A 16,849-nucleotide genomic window follows, 5' to 3' on the forward strand; every position below is an offset into this window, starting at 1 on the left:
TCCATGCCGCACCAAATGAAATACCCGTTCGACCGCGAGGTCGACGTGCACCCCGAGCCCGATTGGCGGCCGCAAGCGCCGTTCATCGCCGCCGTCGAGAACGGCGACGATCTGCCCCGCCCGCCGCGCAAGTCGGCCCCGCCCGCGCGGCGCCACTGGTGGGGACTTGGCGCCGACTGCTGCTACATCGTGATCAAGTCGGGCCTTTACCTGATGGCCTGCTGGATCATTGCGATGGGGCTGCCGCTGATGTTCCTGCTGCTGCTGACCGGCGGTCAGGTGGACAAGAGCCTGGTATTCCTGGGTTCGCTGTTCGGCGCTTTCGCCGATGCCACTCCCGATCGCCAATATGCCTTCGCTGCCCAAGCGAGCTGGGTGCTTGTCGCACTCGCCACCGCGGTCGCCGCCTGGCGGCTGCCGCGCTTCCTCGATGAAGTCACCGACGGCCTCAAGACGACAAGGAAAGTCCCATGAAGAACATTCTGGCAACATCGAGCCTCTCGCAGCGTTTCGCCGGACTTTCACCGACGGCCTTGGTGCTCGCCGGATCGATGCTCACCTCGGTGCTATGGGGCGCCTGGGCGACCCGCGAAATCGTAACCCTGCAGCACCGCGAAGTCGTCACGGTCCAGCTCTCACGCGTCATGGGCGACTTCGTCGAAGCCGAGGCCCGTTCAGGCCGCCCCGCCGAGGAGACCCAGGCCCGCGTCGCCGCCTACCTCAAGGCGGTCGAGGCTTCGGTCCAGGCGCTGGGCAAGGACGGCCGCACCGTGCTCGTCGCCGAGGCCGTAGTCTCGGGCGGCGTCCCCGATCTTACCGAGCAGGTCCGCGCCGACGTTGCGCGGCGGCTCACCGCATCAGGAGCAGCGAGCCATGACGCACGCTGATGCACCCCGCCATTCGTCCCGGATTGGCAGGCTGCTGACTCGGGTGCCGCGGCTCGCGCTGCTCGCGGGGCTTGGTGCTGGCGCACTCGCGCTCGCGGCGACGAGCCGGTTTGCCGAAAGCCATGCGCTGATGATCAACGCCAGCCCGTCGCTCCCCTATTGGGCGATCTGGCTCGACCGCACCGGCACGCCCGCGCGCGGTGACTTGATCGTGTTCATGCCGCCGCGCTCCAACCTCGTCATCCGCCACTTCGGGGCAAAGCCTGAGCCGTTCGGCAAGCGCGTGCTGGGTGTCGCGGGCGATCAGGTCACCGAGAAGAACCGCGAGTTTTACGTCAACGGCAAGCCGGTCGCACTCGCCAAGCTCACGAGCCGCCTCGGCGAGCCACTCGAACTCGGCCCTACGGGAACAATCCCCAAGGACTGCTACTTCGTTGGCTCCGAGCATAAGGACGGGTTCGACAGCCGCTACGCCGCGATCGGATGGATCTGCAAGGCGCAGGTCATCGGGGTCGGGAGACCAATCCTGTGAAACCCGCTGTGAAGGTCATGTCCTTCCCGCTCTGCGCTAGCGCGCTCTGCCTGGTTGTCGCCTCGTCCGCGGAGGCGCGCGACTACGGTCAGCACGGCACCGTCTGGCCGGTGGTCGAGCCCGACCTCCTCGCCCAGATCCATGCGCGTCTCGTCCACCTCGAGCAGACCGGCGAGACCGCCAGGCTCAATGAGGAGCTGAAGCGCCGGACGATCGCGCGGGTGAACCGGCCCGCGCCGGTCGCCGGGATTGGAAACGCGAGCGCCGTGCGCCGCTGGACCTTCGATCCGACGATCACGGTCGATGCCGACATCAAGGACGACAAGGGCCGGACGGTTATCGCCCGCGGCACCCGCGTCAATCCGCTCGACACTGTGCCGCTGCGCGCTCCCCTCGTGTTTCTCGATGGCGACGACAAGACACAGATCGACTGGGCACTCGCCCGCTTCGGCCGATCGCCCGCCAAGTTCATCCTGGTCGGCGGCGCGCCGCTCGAACTGATGAAGGCGAAGCAGCGCCGGTTCTACTTCGACCAGGGTGGCAAGCTCACCGCGCACTTCGCCATCCGCGCGGTTCCCGCAGTGGTCGAACAGCAGGGCCGCCAGCTTCTGGTCACCGAGCAGCCCCCAAAACTCCCCTCAGCGAGGCCGTCATGAGCCGCAAAAGATCATCGTTCGCAAAGCGTTGCCTGGCATTGCTCGCGTCCAGCCTGATCGCGCTTGGGACGACTGCACCTGCTGAGGCCGGAACCCCGGGCAAGTGCACCGGGCATTTCGTCAACCCGATCACCGACATCTGCTGGTCATGCCTGTTCCCGATCTCGATCGGGGGGCTCAAGATCTGGCCCTCCAATCGCCCCGATCCCGACAATCCCGACCTGCCAGTGTGCCTGTGCGGGCTGCGTCCCGGGATCGCAATGGGCTTCTGGGAGCCAGTCCGGCTCGCCGACGTCTCGATGAAGCCGTGGTGCTTCGTCAACCTCGGTGGACTCAAGCTCGATCCCGGGTTCGACATCGGGTTCAAGACCATGGCCGGACCATCGGCGGTCGGCGGCAATGCGCAGTACAATTCGCAGTGGAACATCCACTGGTACGCCTACCCGCTGATCTACTGGATGGAGCTGGTCGCCGACTTCCTCTGCCTCGAGCAGGGTTCGGTCGACATCCTCTACATCACCGAGATCGATCCGCTGTGGCAGGACAGCGAACTCACCGCGATCATCAATCCCGAAGCGGTGTTGTTCGCTAACCCGCTGGCGCTCGCCGCCTGTGCCGCCGACTGTGTCCTCGCCACCACCAAGCTGCCCTCTGACAGCCTGTTCTGGTGCGCGGGCTGCCAGGGCTCGATGTATCCCCTGAATGGCAATGTCTCGGCGACGATCGGCCACGTCCAGGCCTCGCGGCTCGCGCTCTCGCGCTTTGCCTACAAGCTCCACCGCGAACTCGTCGCCTGGGGCACGATGGGCGGCAAGGGGCTTTGCGGCAAGTACCTGATGCCGGTGATGCGCAAGCAGCAATACCGCTTTCAGGCCACCAACCCCAACCCGCAGACCAAGGGCCGCTACGCCTGCGCGCCGATCGGCGCTTCCACCACCTTCATGTCGGCCGGCCAGGTCTACCCCGCAATCGGGGAGGACATGGGCTACCTGGTCTGGCGCAAACGGAACTGCTGCGCGCTATGAAAAGTCACCTTCAAGCCCTTGCTTTTGCGTTGCTAGCCGCTAGCTCAGCACTCGGCGGCGCGCTGGCGAACCCAAGCGACCCGGGCATCGATCTTGCATCGATCCGCCAGCGCGCCGCCGACCAGACCAGCGAGGCCGAAGCCCTCGCCGCGAGCGCGCGTGAACGCGCCAAGCAGGTCACCAACGATGCCAGCGAGAACGCCGAAGCGGGCAAGGCCAATGGCCGCCGCTATGCCGGTGCCGTGCCCCGCGCCGCGTCTGGCGATCCGACGTTCGACTTCGACCGGATGGTCGCCGACGCCGGGGATATGGCCAAGGACGGTCTAGGCGAGGCGCCGCGGTTCATCGCCTTTGCCTCGCTGTCGATGCCGGCCCAGGCACTCCGCCAGATGATGGACGATGTCACCCGCGCCGGCGGCGTCGTGGTGTTTCGCGGGCTTACCCAAGGCTCGGCCAAGATCATGACCGATGCGCTCGGCAAAGTGTTGAAGCCCGGCGAGCGCATGGACGGTGTCGGGATCGACCCGCGCCTGTTCCGCGCGTTCAGCGTCACCGAAGTCCCCGCTTACGTCGTCACCGCCAGCGACTTCGATCTCTGCTCGGGGTTCGACTGCACCAGCGCAGTGCCGCCCTACGACCGGATGAACGGCAACGTCACCGCCGAATACGCGCTGCGCACCTTTGCTGAAGGAGGTGGCCCTGGTGCGCGGATTGCCGCGCAGCATCTCGCCCGCCTCCAGGGAGACCAGCCATGAACCGTCTCACCCTCGCGCTCGCCCTTGCACTCGCCCTGATGCCTGGTCCATTTGGCGCGGCGCAGGCCCAAAGCACAACCGATGCAGCCAAGGCCGATGGCAAGGTCTTCGGCAAGGACATCGGTGCTGCCGCGCAGAGCGCCGCAACCACCCAGCCCAGTGCCGATCGGGTACCCGGGTTCAACGGCACCCCAAGCCAGTCAGGCTATTTCAACGATCCCAAGGCAATGGAACGGCAAGCGGCGAGCCAGGCGAGTTCGAGCACCGGATATCAGGCGATGCGGGATTCGATGGATCGCCGCGCCAGGTTCAATAAGGTCGATCTCGACGCGGCGATCGCGCGCTCGAAGACGATCGCCGAGGATCCGCTGTCTTATACCAGCGGCATGGGCGTGAGCGGCACTAAGGGCCGCTGTGTGCCGCTTCCGCTCGCGAGTGGCATCGCCGCGCGTTACAAAGCAACCTGCAACACCGGTTACACCGTCGACAGCAGCACCCAGAGCTGCGCGGTGACGCTCCAGGCGAGCGTCACCACGGTCACCGACTATCTCTACTACTGCTCCAGGCTCGATCCCGACTGCACGGCATTTCAGCTTCCGACCTGCCGGCGGACTGGAAGTCACCCCGGCAAGTGCCTTCAGGGCGTCGATACGCCTGGCGGGTTCAAGTGTTTCGAGCCCGGCGACCCGGTCGATGAATATACCTGTTCTGCGCCCGTCGCAGGTGAAACGCCCATCCGTGTTTCGACCCGCCAGTCGGTTTCTACCGCCAAGGACGAAAGCCAGTGTGCCGCTCTTACTGCTGATACGGGCTGCACCAACCCGGTCGCGACCTGCACCGACAGCGATCCGACCACCCGCATCATCGACGGGGTCGCTGTGACCCAGCCTTGCTGGGCCTGGCGCCGCGACTACCAGTGCAACCGCTACAGTCCGACACAGGACTGCGACTCCCTCGCTTCCACGCCTGGCTGCACGCTGAGCCAAGAATACTGCATTACCGACGAAGTGCCTTGCCGCACATTCGAGCGGGTCTACGACTGTCCGGTCCCCGACCAGCCACAAGACCCGAACCAGTTCATCTGCGACGGCGATGTCTACTGCATCGATGGCAGCTGTGAGACGATCCAGCGGCAGGCGAACGACGAGTTCAAGGACGCGGTCGTTGCCCTCAATGCAATGGACCAGGCCCGCCGCGAGTTCGATCCCGATAGCCTGACCCTGTTCAAGGGCACCCGCGAGACCTGCTCGTCCAAGGTCTTCGGGATCCTCAACTGCTGCAAGGGCAAGGGCTTTCCGCTGATCCCGGGGATCCAGCTGCTGGTGGCGCTGGGCTGCAGCCGCGAGGAGATGCTGCTCCACCAGAAGGACGTACAGGGCCTCTGCGCCTATGTCGGGACCTACTGTTCGTCATCGTTCCTCGGGGTCTGTCTGACCAAGCGCAAGGTCTACTGCTGCTTTGAATCCAAGCTCAGCCGGATCCTCCAGGAGCAAGGCCGCCTCCAGCTGAACAAGCCCTGGGGCAAGCCCAAGACCGAGCAGTGCCTCGGCTTCACGATCGACGAGTTCTCACGGCTCGACCTCTCTAAGATGGATTTCAGCGAGGTCTACGCCGAGTTCACCGATGCCGCGCGGCTTCCCGACGAGCTCCAGGCCGCCACCCAGATCCAGCAGAAGATCGAGGACGACTATGCCAACGCCCGCAATTAGCCGCACCCGGCGGCTCACTGCTGCCTGCCTGCTTGCCACCGGCCTCCTCTCAGTTCCGATACCCGCTGCAGCTGAGGACCAGCCAAACGTCCAGACCAGCGACGGACAGGACCCGTTCTACTGCGCCGAGCGGCGGCTCGGCTACTGGTTCTATTGCACTCGGCCCAAGCCGCCGGAACGACAAGAGCCCCTACCAGAGAGCCAACCGAGCGCGACAAGCCGCCTCGATGCGATCACCGCCGAGCTGCGTGAACTCAAGGCCAGGGCGATCCTTGAGCCCAGCCCGGAGAACGTCACCGCCTACATCCGCTTCCAGCGCCGCCAGCTCGACCAGGCCTCGCTGTTCAGCGATGTCTGGCAGCGCTCGATCTGGCAGGAACCCGACCTCGACTACACGCTCCAGCGTCCGGTCTCGACGCTCGGCAAGCGCGCCTGGCAGGACAACCGCAAGACCGAGCGCGACACCGTGATGGCGCACCTCTCCGAGCGCTACGGGCTGTTCTACTTCTTCGCGCAGAGTTGCGGCGCCTGCGAGGTGATGTCGCCGATCGTCCAGAGCGTGGCGCAGACCTGGCACATCACGGTGCGCGCGGTGTCGACCGATGGCGGGCCTTCGCGCCACTTCCCGCGCTACACGGTCGAGACCAACCAGCGGGCCCGCATGGGGCTCGATCCGGGCATCACCCCCGCCGTCGTCCTGTGGGACGCGGCCAAAGGCCAAGCGATCCCGATCGGATACGGCGTGATGAGCGCCGACGAACTCCAGGACCGCATCTACCTCCTGACCTCGAAGGAAGCCGGACGTGACTACTAGGTTCAAACGCATTGTTGCCGCGCTGCTCGCAGCCGCCCTCCCCCTCACCAGTCTCCACGCCGACGTCGGCTCGTCTATGGACTCGTTCCTGAACGATGTCGGCGGCGCGGCGCAGGTCAACGGGCCGACCGCCTTCCAGGGCCAGTCGGCGGGCTATTACAGCCTCGGCAATGTCTGGACGCGCTTCCCGCAGAAGACGACCAACATCGCTAACCTCCAGCTGCCGCGCGCCCGCGCAGGCTGCGGCGGGATCGACATCTTCGCGGGCTCCTTCAGCTTCATCAACGCGAGTGAGATCGTCGCGATGCTCAAGGCCGTCGCCAACAACGCGGTCGGGTTCGCGTTCAGCCTCGCGATCGACACGGTCTGCCCCGAGTGCTCGAAGATCATGCAGGAGTTCAGCCAGAAGGCTCAGCTCATGAACAACCTCAACATCAACTCGTGCGAATTAGCCCAAGGCCTGGTCGGCGGGATCTGGCCCAAGGGCGATCTTGCCGACAAGGCGATCTGCGAGGCAATCGGTAACTCCGAAGGGATCTTCACCGACTATGCCGCCGCCAAGCACGGCTGCGGCACGCGCGGCCAGCGCACCAGCACCACTGCGGCGGGTTCGGGCAAATACGACGACGTCAATCCCGGCGTGGCGCGCAACTACACCTGGACCATCCTCAAGAAGTCGGCGTTCTTCTCGCCGGGTGGCACACTCGACCAGGAGCTCGCCGAATACGCGATGACGCTGCTCGGCACGATCATCTACGTGCCGCCCAAGGACGACGAGCCGGGCAAGTTCGTACCCATTGTTGGCGAAAGCTCCTCGACCCTCGTCACCTCGCTGGTCGACGGCACGACGAGCGGCAATGTCCTGATATTCCACTGCGACGAGACCGACAAGTGCCTCGATCCGGGGTTCCGCTCCTTGAACCTTCCCGTCTCGAAATCGCTGCGCCACCGGGCTTCGGCGCTGATTGACGGAATGGTTCAGGCGATCCGTGACGACACCCCGATCACCGAAGCACAGAAGGAATTGCTCCAGGTTTCTAGCGTGCCGCTCTACAAGATCCTGACCGTACAAGCCGCCTACGGCCGTGGCATGCCGACCGACGACCGCGAAACGCTTGCCGAGCTCGCCTCGGTCGACCTGCTGTTCGCGGTGCTCGACCGGATTGTCAGCGAAGCCGGGCGCTCGATGTCGAGCTTCATCGGCGCCGACGAGGCCAAGATCGCGATGTGGCAGAGCCAGGTGAACACCGTGCGGCAAGCGCTCGCCGACCGCCAGGCCAACACGCATCTCAAGGTCAATGCGGTCCTCCAGATCATCGAGAAAACCGCGTTCATTGAGAACGTGCTCGCGACCCAGATGTCGCCCGGCATGGCTGCCGCGCTCGACTGGTCGCGCGGGGTCCAGAGCCGCGCCCTCACCCACTGACACCTTACCAAGGCAAGCAATCCCATGCTCGAGATCTACACGGTTGGCGGCGGCGACTATCTCGTGAACGTGTTCCAGGCAGTCGCCGCCTGGACCGGCAACGGCGGCTACAAGAGCCTGCTCCAGGTGGTCATGGTCATGGGGCTGGCGCTCTCGGCGATTACGCTTGCGTTTGGCCAGGACTGGCGGGCGTGGATCAACTGGTTCCTCGGGGCGACGCTGATGTACACCTGCCTGATGGTGCCGCGCACCGATGTTCACATCACCGACCGGCTCAACCCCAGTCTTGCCCCCGCCAATGTCAGCAATGTGCCGCTGGGTCTCGGACTTATGGCGAGCTTCACTAGCCAGGTCGGCGACTACCTTACCGGCTCGGCCGAAGTGGTGTTCGGTCTTCCCGGCGATCTCAACTACTCGAAGAACGGGATGATCTACGGCGCGCGGCTCTATGATGCGACGCGCTCGCTGCGCATCTCCGATCCGGAGTTCGCCGCGAACCTCGACGAGCACTTCCGTCAATGCGTGTTCTACGACGTGCTTCTGGGGCGCTATTCGATGAAGCAACTCGCCGAGAGCAACGATATCTGGGCGACAATTGCGCCCGGCAGCCAGGCCCGCGCCCAGCGATTCCTGACCCGCGACGCCGGCGGCCAGGTCACCTCCACGATTATCACCTGCCGCGAAGCCTACGCCGCATTGAGCACGCAGTGGACCGGGCTGATCGACAGCATGGGCACGGTATTCGGCCGCCAGCTCTATCCCAATCAGACCGCCGCGCTCGCCAAGGCCAAGCTGTTCGCCGATCTGCCGGTCGCCTACCAGTACCTCACCGGGGTCTCGGCGAGTGCGACCGACCTGTTCAAGCAAACCCTGACGATCAACGCGATTGAAGCCGCGATGCATGGGTTCAGCGGGGCGAGCGGCGCGGGCAATGTCGATGTCTATGCCCAGACCCGCGCCGATATCCAGACCGAGCGGACTTACTCATCGATCGCGAACTCCGCGATGAAATGGGTGCCGCTGCTCAATGTCGTGCTGACCGTGCTGTTCTATGCGCTGTTCCCGGTGCTGTTTCCGCTGTTCCTGCTCCCGAAGACCGGACCGCTGGCGCTTAAGGGCTACGTCACCGGGTTCTTCTACCTGGCCGCCTGGGGACCGCTGTTCGTGATCCTCCACATGATGTTGATGGTCAAAGGCGCCGCAGACATGACCGCAGTCGCCGGGTCAAATGGCCTTAGCCTCGCGACGTTCACCGGTATGGCTGACGTCAATTCCGACATCGGCCTCCTCGCCGGCTACCTGATCGCCTCGGTGCCGTTTCTCGCGGGCGGCGTCGCCAAAGGAGCGATGGCGATCTCGCACCAGGCGACGAGCTATCTTAACCCGAGCCAGAACTCGGCTGAGGAAGCCGCGCGCGAGGCGAGCACCGGCAATGTCGCGCTCGGCAACACCAGCCTCGAGAACTCGACCGTAATGACCCGCCAGTTCGCGCAAGGCACGGTCGCGCCAAGCTTCACCTATGGCGCAGCGCAGACCCGCACGATCAGCGACAGCGGCAGCCAGACCACCAGCTATCCCGAGGCCGCCTACGACCAGCTCCCGAATTCGAGCTACCCGTTCACCCCGACGCTCGGCCGCGACTTCTCCTCGCGCCTCTCGACCATGGCAAGCGGCTACCATGCCAACAGCGAGGCCAAGAGCGCACTTGCCCAGCAATCGACGATCAGCTCGATAGCGCAGTTCCGCGAGCTGCGCGACCAGACCAACAGCGGCCAGAGCATCGAGACCGCCAGCGGTACGTCGAGCTCTGACAGCGTGCAAAGCGCCTACAGCGAAGTCGATCAGGCCTCAAACGTCCTCCAGCAGAAATACGGGCTATCGCGCCGGGCTGCCGACGACATCACGACATCCTGGTTCTTGAATGGCGAGGCATCCGGCGGCGCTGGAGTCAACGCTGGTATTTTCAGCGCTGGTGCAAGTTTGAAAGGCGGGCGTAATCAATCGTGGACGGACAGCGACATTGGGATCGCGTCAGAGGACCGGGACAAAATTGCTGGGACGCTTAGCCAGATCTCGGACAGCCACAACTGGACCACGACGCGTGACGGCTTCTTGCGAACGGTAAGCACGTCGAGCAACTCCCAAGTACATTCAACCGCGAGCGGACTCAATGCTTCCCTTACCGAGACCAGGACCAGTTCGCTCGAGGCTCGCCGGTCCGAAGAGACCGGCAATCGCCTCGAACAACAGGCATCGTTCTACTCGGGCAACAATGCTGCCGGAAATCTCAACCTCAGCCAAACCTACCGCGAATGGGGAATGGCGGAGATCGAGAACAACCGCGATTACTACGGCGACGTTCGCTTTGATGACACGACTTTCCAGCTAAGCCCCAAGGGCCAGGCGCTTCAGCGCAAGTTCGTCGAATCCTACGCGGGCAGCATCAAATCCGAGGTCGAAAGCGAGCTCGTCCTGCCGCCCATCGCGCCGATCGGAAGCCCAGGTGTCAGCACCCCGGCGAGCGTTCGCGCCACGGCTCCGCTCGGCGCCATCCCGGCTCCAGGTGGCCTTCCGCAAGGCCCTGCGCCGTCAACGCTCCACGACGAAGTGGTAGGACAGCAGGGCACTGGCCGTCAACGGATCAACGGTGAAAGGTCACGCCTTGAGGGCCTCACCGGGGGTGCCAAGGGCGCGAGCGCGGAGGCGGCAGACGAAGTGAAGGAGTGGAAGCCTAGTGGCCCATGATCAGGTCATTGATGACCACGAAAACGCCGAACGCGACGAAGAGGGTAATGACGCCAATGCCAAGAGCCCGTGCCCAAGGATCAGCCCAAGCCTTCTTGATCCGGTATTCGGTTAGGCGGTTCTCGGCCAGGGCGCGATCAAGCTCGGCAAATCCCTCCCATTTCTCGGGGACTGGTTCGCTACCGCGCTTGAAGTCGAAATCGGTCATGATGGCGTTCATTGATCTGCTCCTTTGGAACATAGCAGAAACTTCCAAACCGAGAAGACGAAAAGAATCGGGAACGGTCGCATTTCTCGGCACCAATCCCAAGACCCCTCCCCTCAGCCGTGAATGCGATCGCACCAAAAATCAGAGATGCCATTGAAAAGCGGTGCGGCAGGCTCGCGCTCGCGAGCCAACAAAAAATGGCACCCTTGCAAGGCTCGACGCCGCCGAACGCCAGGCGCGCGGGACTGGGCGTCAGCCGGCGTTCGGCAAGGAGAGCCGCAAGAGTGCCTGCGGGTCAGTAACAAGAACGCCGCACCCTGGTCCGAGCCTGCGAGACCAGAGTGCGTCCTTGGAGAATTCCCGCACCACATTTCATGTCCGAGGTGTTGGACGTTGGCGACTTTCCGGAATCCCAGGCGGAAATGGGATAACCTGTCATTCATTCAGCCTGCCGTGGCGCCGGCCATCTGGTTCGACGTTTGGGACTGACCGGAATCCGGCCCTCAACAGCCCAAGCTACCGCTTATGTAGCTCAGGAAATTCACACACATCCCTTGTTACCAGACCATTTGCTTTCGAACAATTCGGGTCTCGCCTCAATCAAGTTGAGCACGGCAAGGAGAGTTCGACCGGGGCACTCCGCCATGTCCTCTCCGCTGAATAATGGAAGGGCAGCAAGCACATTGGCGATATCGGATGGCTGCTCGACGCGGGATTTTGTGGGTTCACCATTGGCCACGAGAGCCGGCAAATACCGGAACAGAGCAAGTTGGTGGGCTCGCCGCAGATGGGTTGCCTCTAAATTCCGCCCTTCTATGACTCCCAAAGAAAACATATCGACGTCCCCCCCGGCTTCACGGCTTGCCGCACGAGCCGCTATCCAAGACGCTTCGCGCGGGAAGCCAACCGTGGCAAATTGAAGCCAGGGGTTTTCGATGACTTTGCGCCGCGATGGCATGGCACCGGCTGGATTTACACGCAGCTTGCGCGCGCCATGCCGAAGGCGAGCACGGACAAACATCCGCGTAGTCTCGGCATGGATCGCCTCACCCATCGCCGTAAATTCTTCGAAGAGACCGCCCCAATTCAAATAATCGGACAGCCGATAGCCGCAGACTTTGTCGTCCAACACAACTTCATCCTCGTCCTCGGCGACAAGTGGATCCGTTTCATCGTCGACGATCCGTTGAGCTGCTAGGTAGAAGGGGTGGGCTAAGGCGAAGTCGAGCGGAGGCTTGGTCGATCCTTCCAACACGACGCCCGCCGTGTTGGCGACCGCGTGCTGCATGGTCGCAGCATACCCTCGTCTGTAGATTGTGTCGGCATCGGCTTGGAGGATGAGCACCTCATTCTCTGGCACGCCTGAATTGCGAGCCAACAATTGGGCTTCGAGAACGCCCCGGCGCCGAGGAGGAACGAAGCCACGGATCGGTTCTGTCACGACATGAAGGGACGGTCCTGTCGCGCTGCGGATTTGATTAAGCAAGGACAGAGTGCCATCTGTCGAGCCATTGTCGACGGCGATTAGATGCGTGTCCGGCGATGGGGCGCCGTTCTCGGAGAAGCCAAGCGAGGCGATAGCGCTAGCGACGAAGTCGACCTCATTGAGGCACGGCATTACGACAAAGGTCAGCACCGTCCCGCTCTTCTGGCGAGCGACAACGACGCAACACAGCGGTGGGAGCATGGCACGTGAGAAACCAGAGATTTCCCAGCGGCATATCCTGCCGGATTTATCGCACGGAACCGCCCATGAAAACTTCGCGCCGCGATTTCCTCATGCCAATGGTCGATGTTTTCATCACCTCCGCGTGCAGCCGCGCGGCTGCAGCATCGCGGATATCCGAGCAGGATTCCCAGAGCCTGAGTGTGCCTGCCGGGCCGGCGATCTAGGTCGATGACACGCCGCGAAATCGACGGGGCACGCGACAATGAAGCGTAGCCGTCAGCATCACAGCTCGTGTAAAGTCCATGACGGCGCGCCCAACGTCGCAGGTCGCGTGCGTGGCTACCGACGCTCAGCCTGACGGCGGGTTTCGTTCCCGTGAGAAGGTGGGAGATGTCGGTGATCGCCGAGGGCGAAAGCCAGCTGGGCAGCGGCACCATCAGAATTCGCTCTTCGCGCGCTTTAAGATGAGTTGCGTTATTCCCTTAGGCGATGCGTCAACGAAGCCGGCCGCCTCGGCCGCGAGCCGGGAAGCGTGGTTCGATTTTCGCATGTGAAGATACAGCAGGGCATGCCGGCTAGCCTCAGCCGCCTTTTGGTAGGCGACGCGACCAACGCCTTTCCCCTGTTGGTCTTGATTCAGAAATATCTGGAGCGATGCATGGACCCCCAAAGGCGCTTCATCGATCAAATTGACGAATACTTCCCCCGCACGTTTGCCCTGTACGGTCACGTCCCAGTATTCACCACCGGGGCCGTCGCCTTTACCTTTGGGACCAGCCTTCGGCACGAGCTGGACTTTGTTCGCCTCAATCTTCGCCCCCCCTTTGGGTGGTTTTACCAGCTTAGGTTTAGGCGTCGGCCGGGCGGGCTTGCGCCGCTTGGGCGTGGCTTTGTTCGACGGCGGTCTACTCATAAAGCGAACTTAGACCCGCTCGTAGCCGCGTTTCTGTCGCTTCCCAAAACTCTGCTGGAAAGAAGCCTGGCGAGAAGGCTACGGCTGCATCCTCGATCTTCTCGACCAATCCCGCATCCCGCATTGCCGCGGTTACGTCATCGACCCGCGCAAGGACCTGGTCCAGACCGGGATCATGCCTGGACATTCGGTCCATCCAGTCCCCGTCTCCATCGTAGCGGTTGTTAAAATAGTCCATGTCGACATGGAGCAGGATGGGGCCTTCACCAATGCCGGCAAGCCAATCGCCAATCTCATTCGTGGCTCGGTACCGGCCAGGCCCGGGCCCCTCGGATGGCTCGAGTACAATGCCCGGCCGGCTGGCGCCTACCCGGAGAAGGTCATCGTTTTCGGCGATGGAAGAGTACGACCAATCCTGCGTGCTGATCACTTTGGGTGGCTGGCAGAGCTGCCTTACGTCACAGCGAGCAAAGGCCAGGAGAAAGGGTGTGAGGAAGCTGCCCATTCCGACGGAACCACTGTTGCAAGCCGCCAGTACCGAAGCCGGGTCGCGCACATCGAAAGGTGCGCCCGTGATCATGTCAACCAGGCCGGCATCGTCGATGGCGAGCCTGGGGGACATCAGATCTCGGTGATCGTCGAGGTGCAGTATGGTAATGGGGGTGTCCGGAGCGGGATTGGCGCGCAAGACCCATTCGCTCCAAGAGAACAGTGACCATGTGTCGTAGAGCGAGGTGAGTACGCGGCCCGAGCGGCGGCGCGCGGTGCCCATCCCGGAAAGGCCGATCTTCCCCCAAGGCTCGAGATGGCGTTCTATTTGCAAATCGACGTGCCGCTCAATGCTGTCGGGCCATCCGAGCTCGAGCTCCCAACCTCCATCCACACGGGTTGCAGTGGCATCCTTGTCACAGAAGTAATCGCGCAAGCGGCCGTGACGGGCATGGCGATCCTCCGGAAGAGCCGATGATGGAACGCGCAGTTTCATGCCGCCAGCGGCAATCGCCGCTTCCTGCTCTCAAGTAGATCGCTAAGCGCACGCCCGGCCTTGGTCAGATCGCACCCACGCAACGTCTCGAAAGCCTGCGCGAGATTGCGCTCGGTATCATCAAGTTGCGCAATCGCCCGGTTGTTGAGGCGTTCCGGACCATTGTCCCGCACATGCTCCCAGAAACGGCGAAGTTCAACGAACACGAATATGGCATGCAGGAGGCCGGAAGCGGGCCGCAAATCTTCGCGCCAAGGTGAAACGACGAGCGCGCCCGGTTGAGTGGTCGGATAACGACGTTCGAATAGATAGAGCTTTTGGTGGCGGTATTCGTGCACGAGCGAGTCCGCGAGATCATAAGGATCGATCATACCGCTACTAACAGAGATCGAGACAAACATCGCTCCAGGGACCGAGTTGTCACTGAACGATACAATCTTGTCTGGATGTGCCGACGGATCGCGCACAAATTGGACCGCCGAACATATGGCGCGCAGTTCACGCGCGAGCGCTGGTCGCCAGGCAGCAATGATGTCGAGCGCTTCGGCAACGATTGCACGGCCGATGACTGCTACTTCTTGTGGCTCGAATTCGATCCCTTGCCCGAAGGGCTTCCGGAGCCATTCATCGTCGCGACCGACTTCGAACTCATGGTCGCACCCTTGCGCCACCACCGCGTCGAGATATTCGGGGGATGCAACGAGCGGCTTTCCGTCCAAGTCTTTAACCGAGCCGCCCGAGTGCGAGACGCGAAGCACCCGCTGCCATGCGACGGTACCCGCCCGTCGAGCCAGCTTGCGCATGGTTGCCGCATCAATTGCCGGCGCAACTGCAGGGCCAATCAGTTGGAGCGCCTCCGCAAGGCCGGCCGCATCTTGGTCAAGCGCGTCTTCATGAAGTTCGGTCATGATAACGGTGCTCGTCTCGGCTAATTCGAATGCGTCGAGATCGAAGGCGGGCAAGGCATCGTCAGCCAACTCCGCCGGTGCAAGACTTTCCAAAAGCCTGCGCTGAACATGACTGATGAGCGCCTTCATCTCGCCACAATAGACGGTGGCATTTTCAAACGAGCCGGCGGCAAAGCGGTGCGGAACCGACCCGCCGCCGCAAATGTCGACAACCTGGCAGGCTTGGCATTTCTCGCTTAGCCCGGCCTTTGTTAGAAGGCGCCGGTGCGCCGCGATTGCTGTCGAGGAGGCCAGTTGCTCGATCGGGGTATCGAGGACAGAACCGACAAGACGCGTGGCCCCATGGCCCGCCACCTTGAAGACATCCAGATCATGCCAGGTGCCGTCGGTTTCGACCGAAAGGAGGCTTACATCCCCGAAACCAAACGCGTCCGTGCCCGAGGGCAGTCCCGCGACGCTGTCCAACAGCGCTTCGAAGGTACGCACCGGGAGCTGTGGGTATTGGTCAAACCAGACGTCGAAGGCTTCGATCAGCCAACTCTCGTAAATTGAAGGATCGCAATCGCGCCCGGGCGGAAGCCTATCATGGTGCGAATCCGGCAGAAGAAAATCGACCTTTGGCACGCCGTGCCGGGCAAAGTAGGCCAGTAATGTGTCGGGTGCGACAGATGCGTCGATGACGGCAATGGTGCCCGCGAAGATCGCCGGCCGCTTTTTTAAACGGTCGAGCGCGGCCTCGACCCGGTCAAAGCTCGATCGGCCCTTGCGCGTCGTGCGATGAAGATCGTGGGCCTCGCGCGGGCCATCAATGCTGAGTGAGACGGCGACACCTGCGCCTTCCAGTACATCGAGAGCCTGCTCGGTCAACAAGAGCCCATTGGTCTGCAGTCCGAACTCGACATCTAGGTTGGGCGCCGCAGCGCGGATCTCGCGCACGAACTTGACCAGATAGTCGGCGCCGGCAAGCAGCGGTTCCCCGCCATGAAAAATTACTGCGACGCGCTTCAGCGCGGCGGCTTCTGCATATTCGGAAAGCCGTTGGGCAAACGCCTTCTGATGCTCCTCTGCAAGGAGCTTGGGCATATTGCGCCAACTCTGGTCTGCGTGATTGTAGACATAGCAATAATCGCAGTCGAGATTACACCTCGACGCGACCTTGACGAGGAACGACGTGATCCTCGCCGCGGACATCGGATTACCCGCCTTTTACGAGCGACTGTGCCGGTGGTGCATGCGATCGTAGCTCGTAATGACTTCGCTCGCCTGAGCGCCAGCCAGCACGCGGCCCTGGAGGCGCTGCAATGCCGGATTTGCAGTGGAAGACTTCAGGACGTTTTCCCGGACGGTGTTCTCGCCTTCAACAACTGCCATTGACGTTCTCCTTATAGACTTCATGAGATAGCGTAGGGAACGATCGGGCGCAAGTCACCAGAGAAAGCAGCGCGCTCACTTCTGTGGAAAATGGCGCCTTCATCGAGGGCGCAGCCAAGAGCTCGATAAGTGTTTAATCTTATACGCCAAGAAGAGCATCCGCAAATCTGGCTGTGGATCGGCGTGCAAAAAGGACCCCGTTAGCGGGGTGATCGGCGTCTAAAAGGGACCCCTCATTTCGATGGT

16 protein-coding genes are annotated in these 16,849 nt (G+C 62.7%); 10 read left to right on the forward strand and 6 right to left on the reverse strand.

The window, feature by feature from the left end; translation table 11 throughout:
• Positions 1 to 3 precede the first annotated feature (3 nt).
• From AC3WLD_RS17530 to AC3WLD_RS17575, 10 genes are all read left to right on the forward strand, one after another.
• The gene (locus AC3WLD_RS17530; protein ID WP_492558267.1) at positions 4 to 474 is read left to right on the forward strand and encodes a hypothetical protein; all 471 of its coding nucleotides are present in this window, start codon (positions 4 to 6) and stop codon (positions 472 to 474) included.
• Positions 471 to 887, forward strand: a complete 417-nt coding sequence (locus AC3WLD_RS17535; RefSeq protein WP_492558268.1) for a TrbI F-type domain-containing protein — start codon at positions 471 to 473, stop codon at positions 885 to 887. The genes AC3WLD_RS17530 and AC3WLD_RS17535 overlap by 4 nt, the downstream gene beginning before the upstream one ends.
• Positions 874 to 1,419, forward strand: a complete 546-nt coding sequence (locus AC3WLD_RS17540) for a S26 family signal peptidase (protein WP_492558269.1) — start codon at positions 874 to 876, stop codon at positions 1,417 to 1,419. Before AC3WLD_RS17535 ends, AC3WLD_RS17540 begins: the two co-directional genes overlap by 14 nt.
• 17 nt (positions 1,420 to 1,436) lie before the next feature.
• Positions 1,437 to 2,075 carry a type-F conjugative transfer system protein TraW gene (gene traW, locus AC3WLD_RS17545; RefSeq protein WP_492558281.1) on the forward strand — a complete coding sequence of 213 codons (639 nt, stop codon included), beginning with the start codon at positions 1,437 to 1,439 and terminating at the stop codon, positions 2,073 to 2,075.
• Positions 2,072 to 3,100: a conjugal transfer pilus assembly protein TraU gene (gene traU, locus AC3WLD_RS17550; RefSeq protein WP_492558270.1), complete on the forward strand. Its 1,029-nt coding sequence runs from the start codon at positions 2,072 to 2,074 to the stop codon at positions 3,098 to 3,100. Before traW ends, traU begins: the two co-directional genes overlap by 4 nt.
• Positions 3,101 to 3,129: 29 nt before the next feature.
• Positions 3,130 to 3,855, forward strand: coding sequence for a type-F conjugative transfer system pilin assembly protein TrbC (gene trbC, locus AC3WLD_RS17555; RefSeq protein WP_492558271.1), 726 nt, complete (start codon positions 3,130 to 3,132; stop codon positions 3,853 to 3,855).
• On the forward strand, positions 3,852 to 5,564 hold the full coding sequence (locus AC3WLD_RS17560; RefSeq protein WP_492558272.1) for a conjugal transfer protein TraN: 1,713 nt from the start codon (positions 3,852 to 3,854) through the stop codon (positions 5,562 to 5,564). The genes trbC and AC3WLD_RS17560 overlap by 4 nt, the downstream gene beginning before the upstream one ends.
• Positions 5,545 to 6,378, forward strand: a complete 834-nt coding sequence (locus tag AC3WLD_RS17565) for a conjugal transfer protein TraF (RefSeq protein ID WP_492558273.1) — start codon at positions 5,545 to 5,547, stop codon at positions 6,376 to 6,378. Before AC3WLD_RS17560 ends, AC3WLD_RS17565 begins: the two co-directional genes overlap by 20 nt.
• 76 nt (positions 6,379 to 6,454) lie before the next feature.
• The gene (locus AC3WLD_RS17570) at positions 6,455 to 7,804 is read left to right on the forward strand and encodes a conjugal transfer protein TraH (RefSeq protein WP_492558282.1); all 1,350 of its coding nucleotides are present in this window, start codon (positions 6,455 to 6,457) and stop codon (positions 7,802 to 7,804) included.
• 24 nt (positions 7,805 to 7,828) lie between these two features.
• Entirely contained in the window at positions 7,829 to 10,549 is a 2,721-nt protein-coding gene (locus tag AC3WLD_RS17575; protein ID WP_492558274.1) for a conjugal transfer protein TraG N-terminal domain-containing protein, read from the forward strand.
• On the opposite strand, the gene AC3WLD_RS17580 is transcribed toward AC3WLD_RS17575, so the two are convergent.
• The 6 genes from AC3WLD_RS17580 to yhhA form a co-directional block, all read right to left on the reverse strand.
• Positions 10,536 to 10,769 carry a hypothetical protein gene (locus AC3WLD_RS17580; RefSeq protein WP_084276802.1) on the reverse strand — a complete coding sequence of 78 codons (234 nt, stop codon included), beginning with the start codon at positions 10,767 to 10,769 and terminating at the stop codon, positions 10,536 to 10,538. The two genes, AC3WLD_RS17575 and AC3WLD_RS17580, sit on opposite strands and share 14 nt — an antisense overlap.
• 529 nt (positions 10,770 to 11,298) lie before the next feature.
• The gene (locus AC3WLD_RS17585; protein WP_492558275.1) at positions 11,299 to 12,393 is read right to left on the reverse strand and encodes a glycosyltransferase family 2 protein; all 1,095 of its coding nucleotides are present in this window, start codon (positions 12,391 to 12,393) and stop codon (positions 11,299 to 11,301) included.
• A gap of 469 nt (positions 12,394 to 12,862) precedes the next feature.
• The gene (locus AC3WLD_RS17590; protein ID WP_492558276.1) at positions 12,863 to 13,339 is read right to left on the reverse strand and encodes a GNAT family N-acetyltransferase; all 477 of its coding nucleotides are present in this window, start codon (positions 13,337 to 13,339) and stop codon (positions 12,863 to 12,865) included.
• Positions 13,332 to 14,324, reverse strand: coding sequence for a hypothetical protein (locus AC3WLD_RS17595; protein ID WP_492558277.1), 993 nt, complete (start codon positions 14,322 to 14,324; stop codon positions 13,332 to 13,334). Before AC3WLD_RS17595 ends, AC3WLD_RS17590 begins: the two co-directional genes overlap by 8 nt.
• Positions 14,321 to 16,423: a cyclophane-forming radical SAM/SPASM peptide maturase YhhB gene (gene yhhB / locus AC3WLD_RS17600; RefSeq protein WP_492558278.1), complete on the reverse strand. Its 2,103-nt coding sequence runs from the start codon at positions 16,421 to 16,423 to the stop codon at positions 14,321 to 14,323. The genes AC3WLD_RS17595 and yhhB overlap by 4 nt, the downstream gene beginning before the upstream one ends.
• Before the next feature lie 15 nt (positions 16,424 to 16,438).
• Complete coding sequence (gene yhhA / locus AC3WLD_RS17605; RefSeq protein WP_492558279.1) at positions 16,439 to 16,603, reverse strand: YhhA family cyclophane-containing RiPP; 165 nt, start codon at positions 16,601 to 16,603, stop codon at positions 16,439 to 16,441.
• Between the last annotated feature and the right edge of the window lie 246 nt (positions 16,604 to 16,849).

The sequence above is a fragment of the Novosphingobium sp. FW305-C-111 genome (assembly GCF_058783565.1).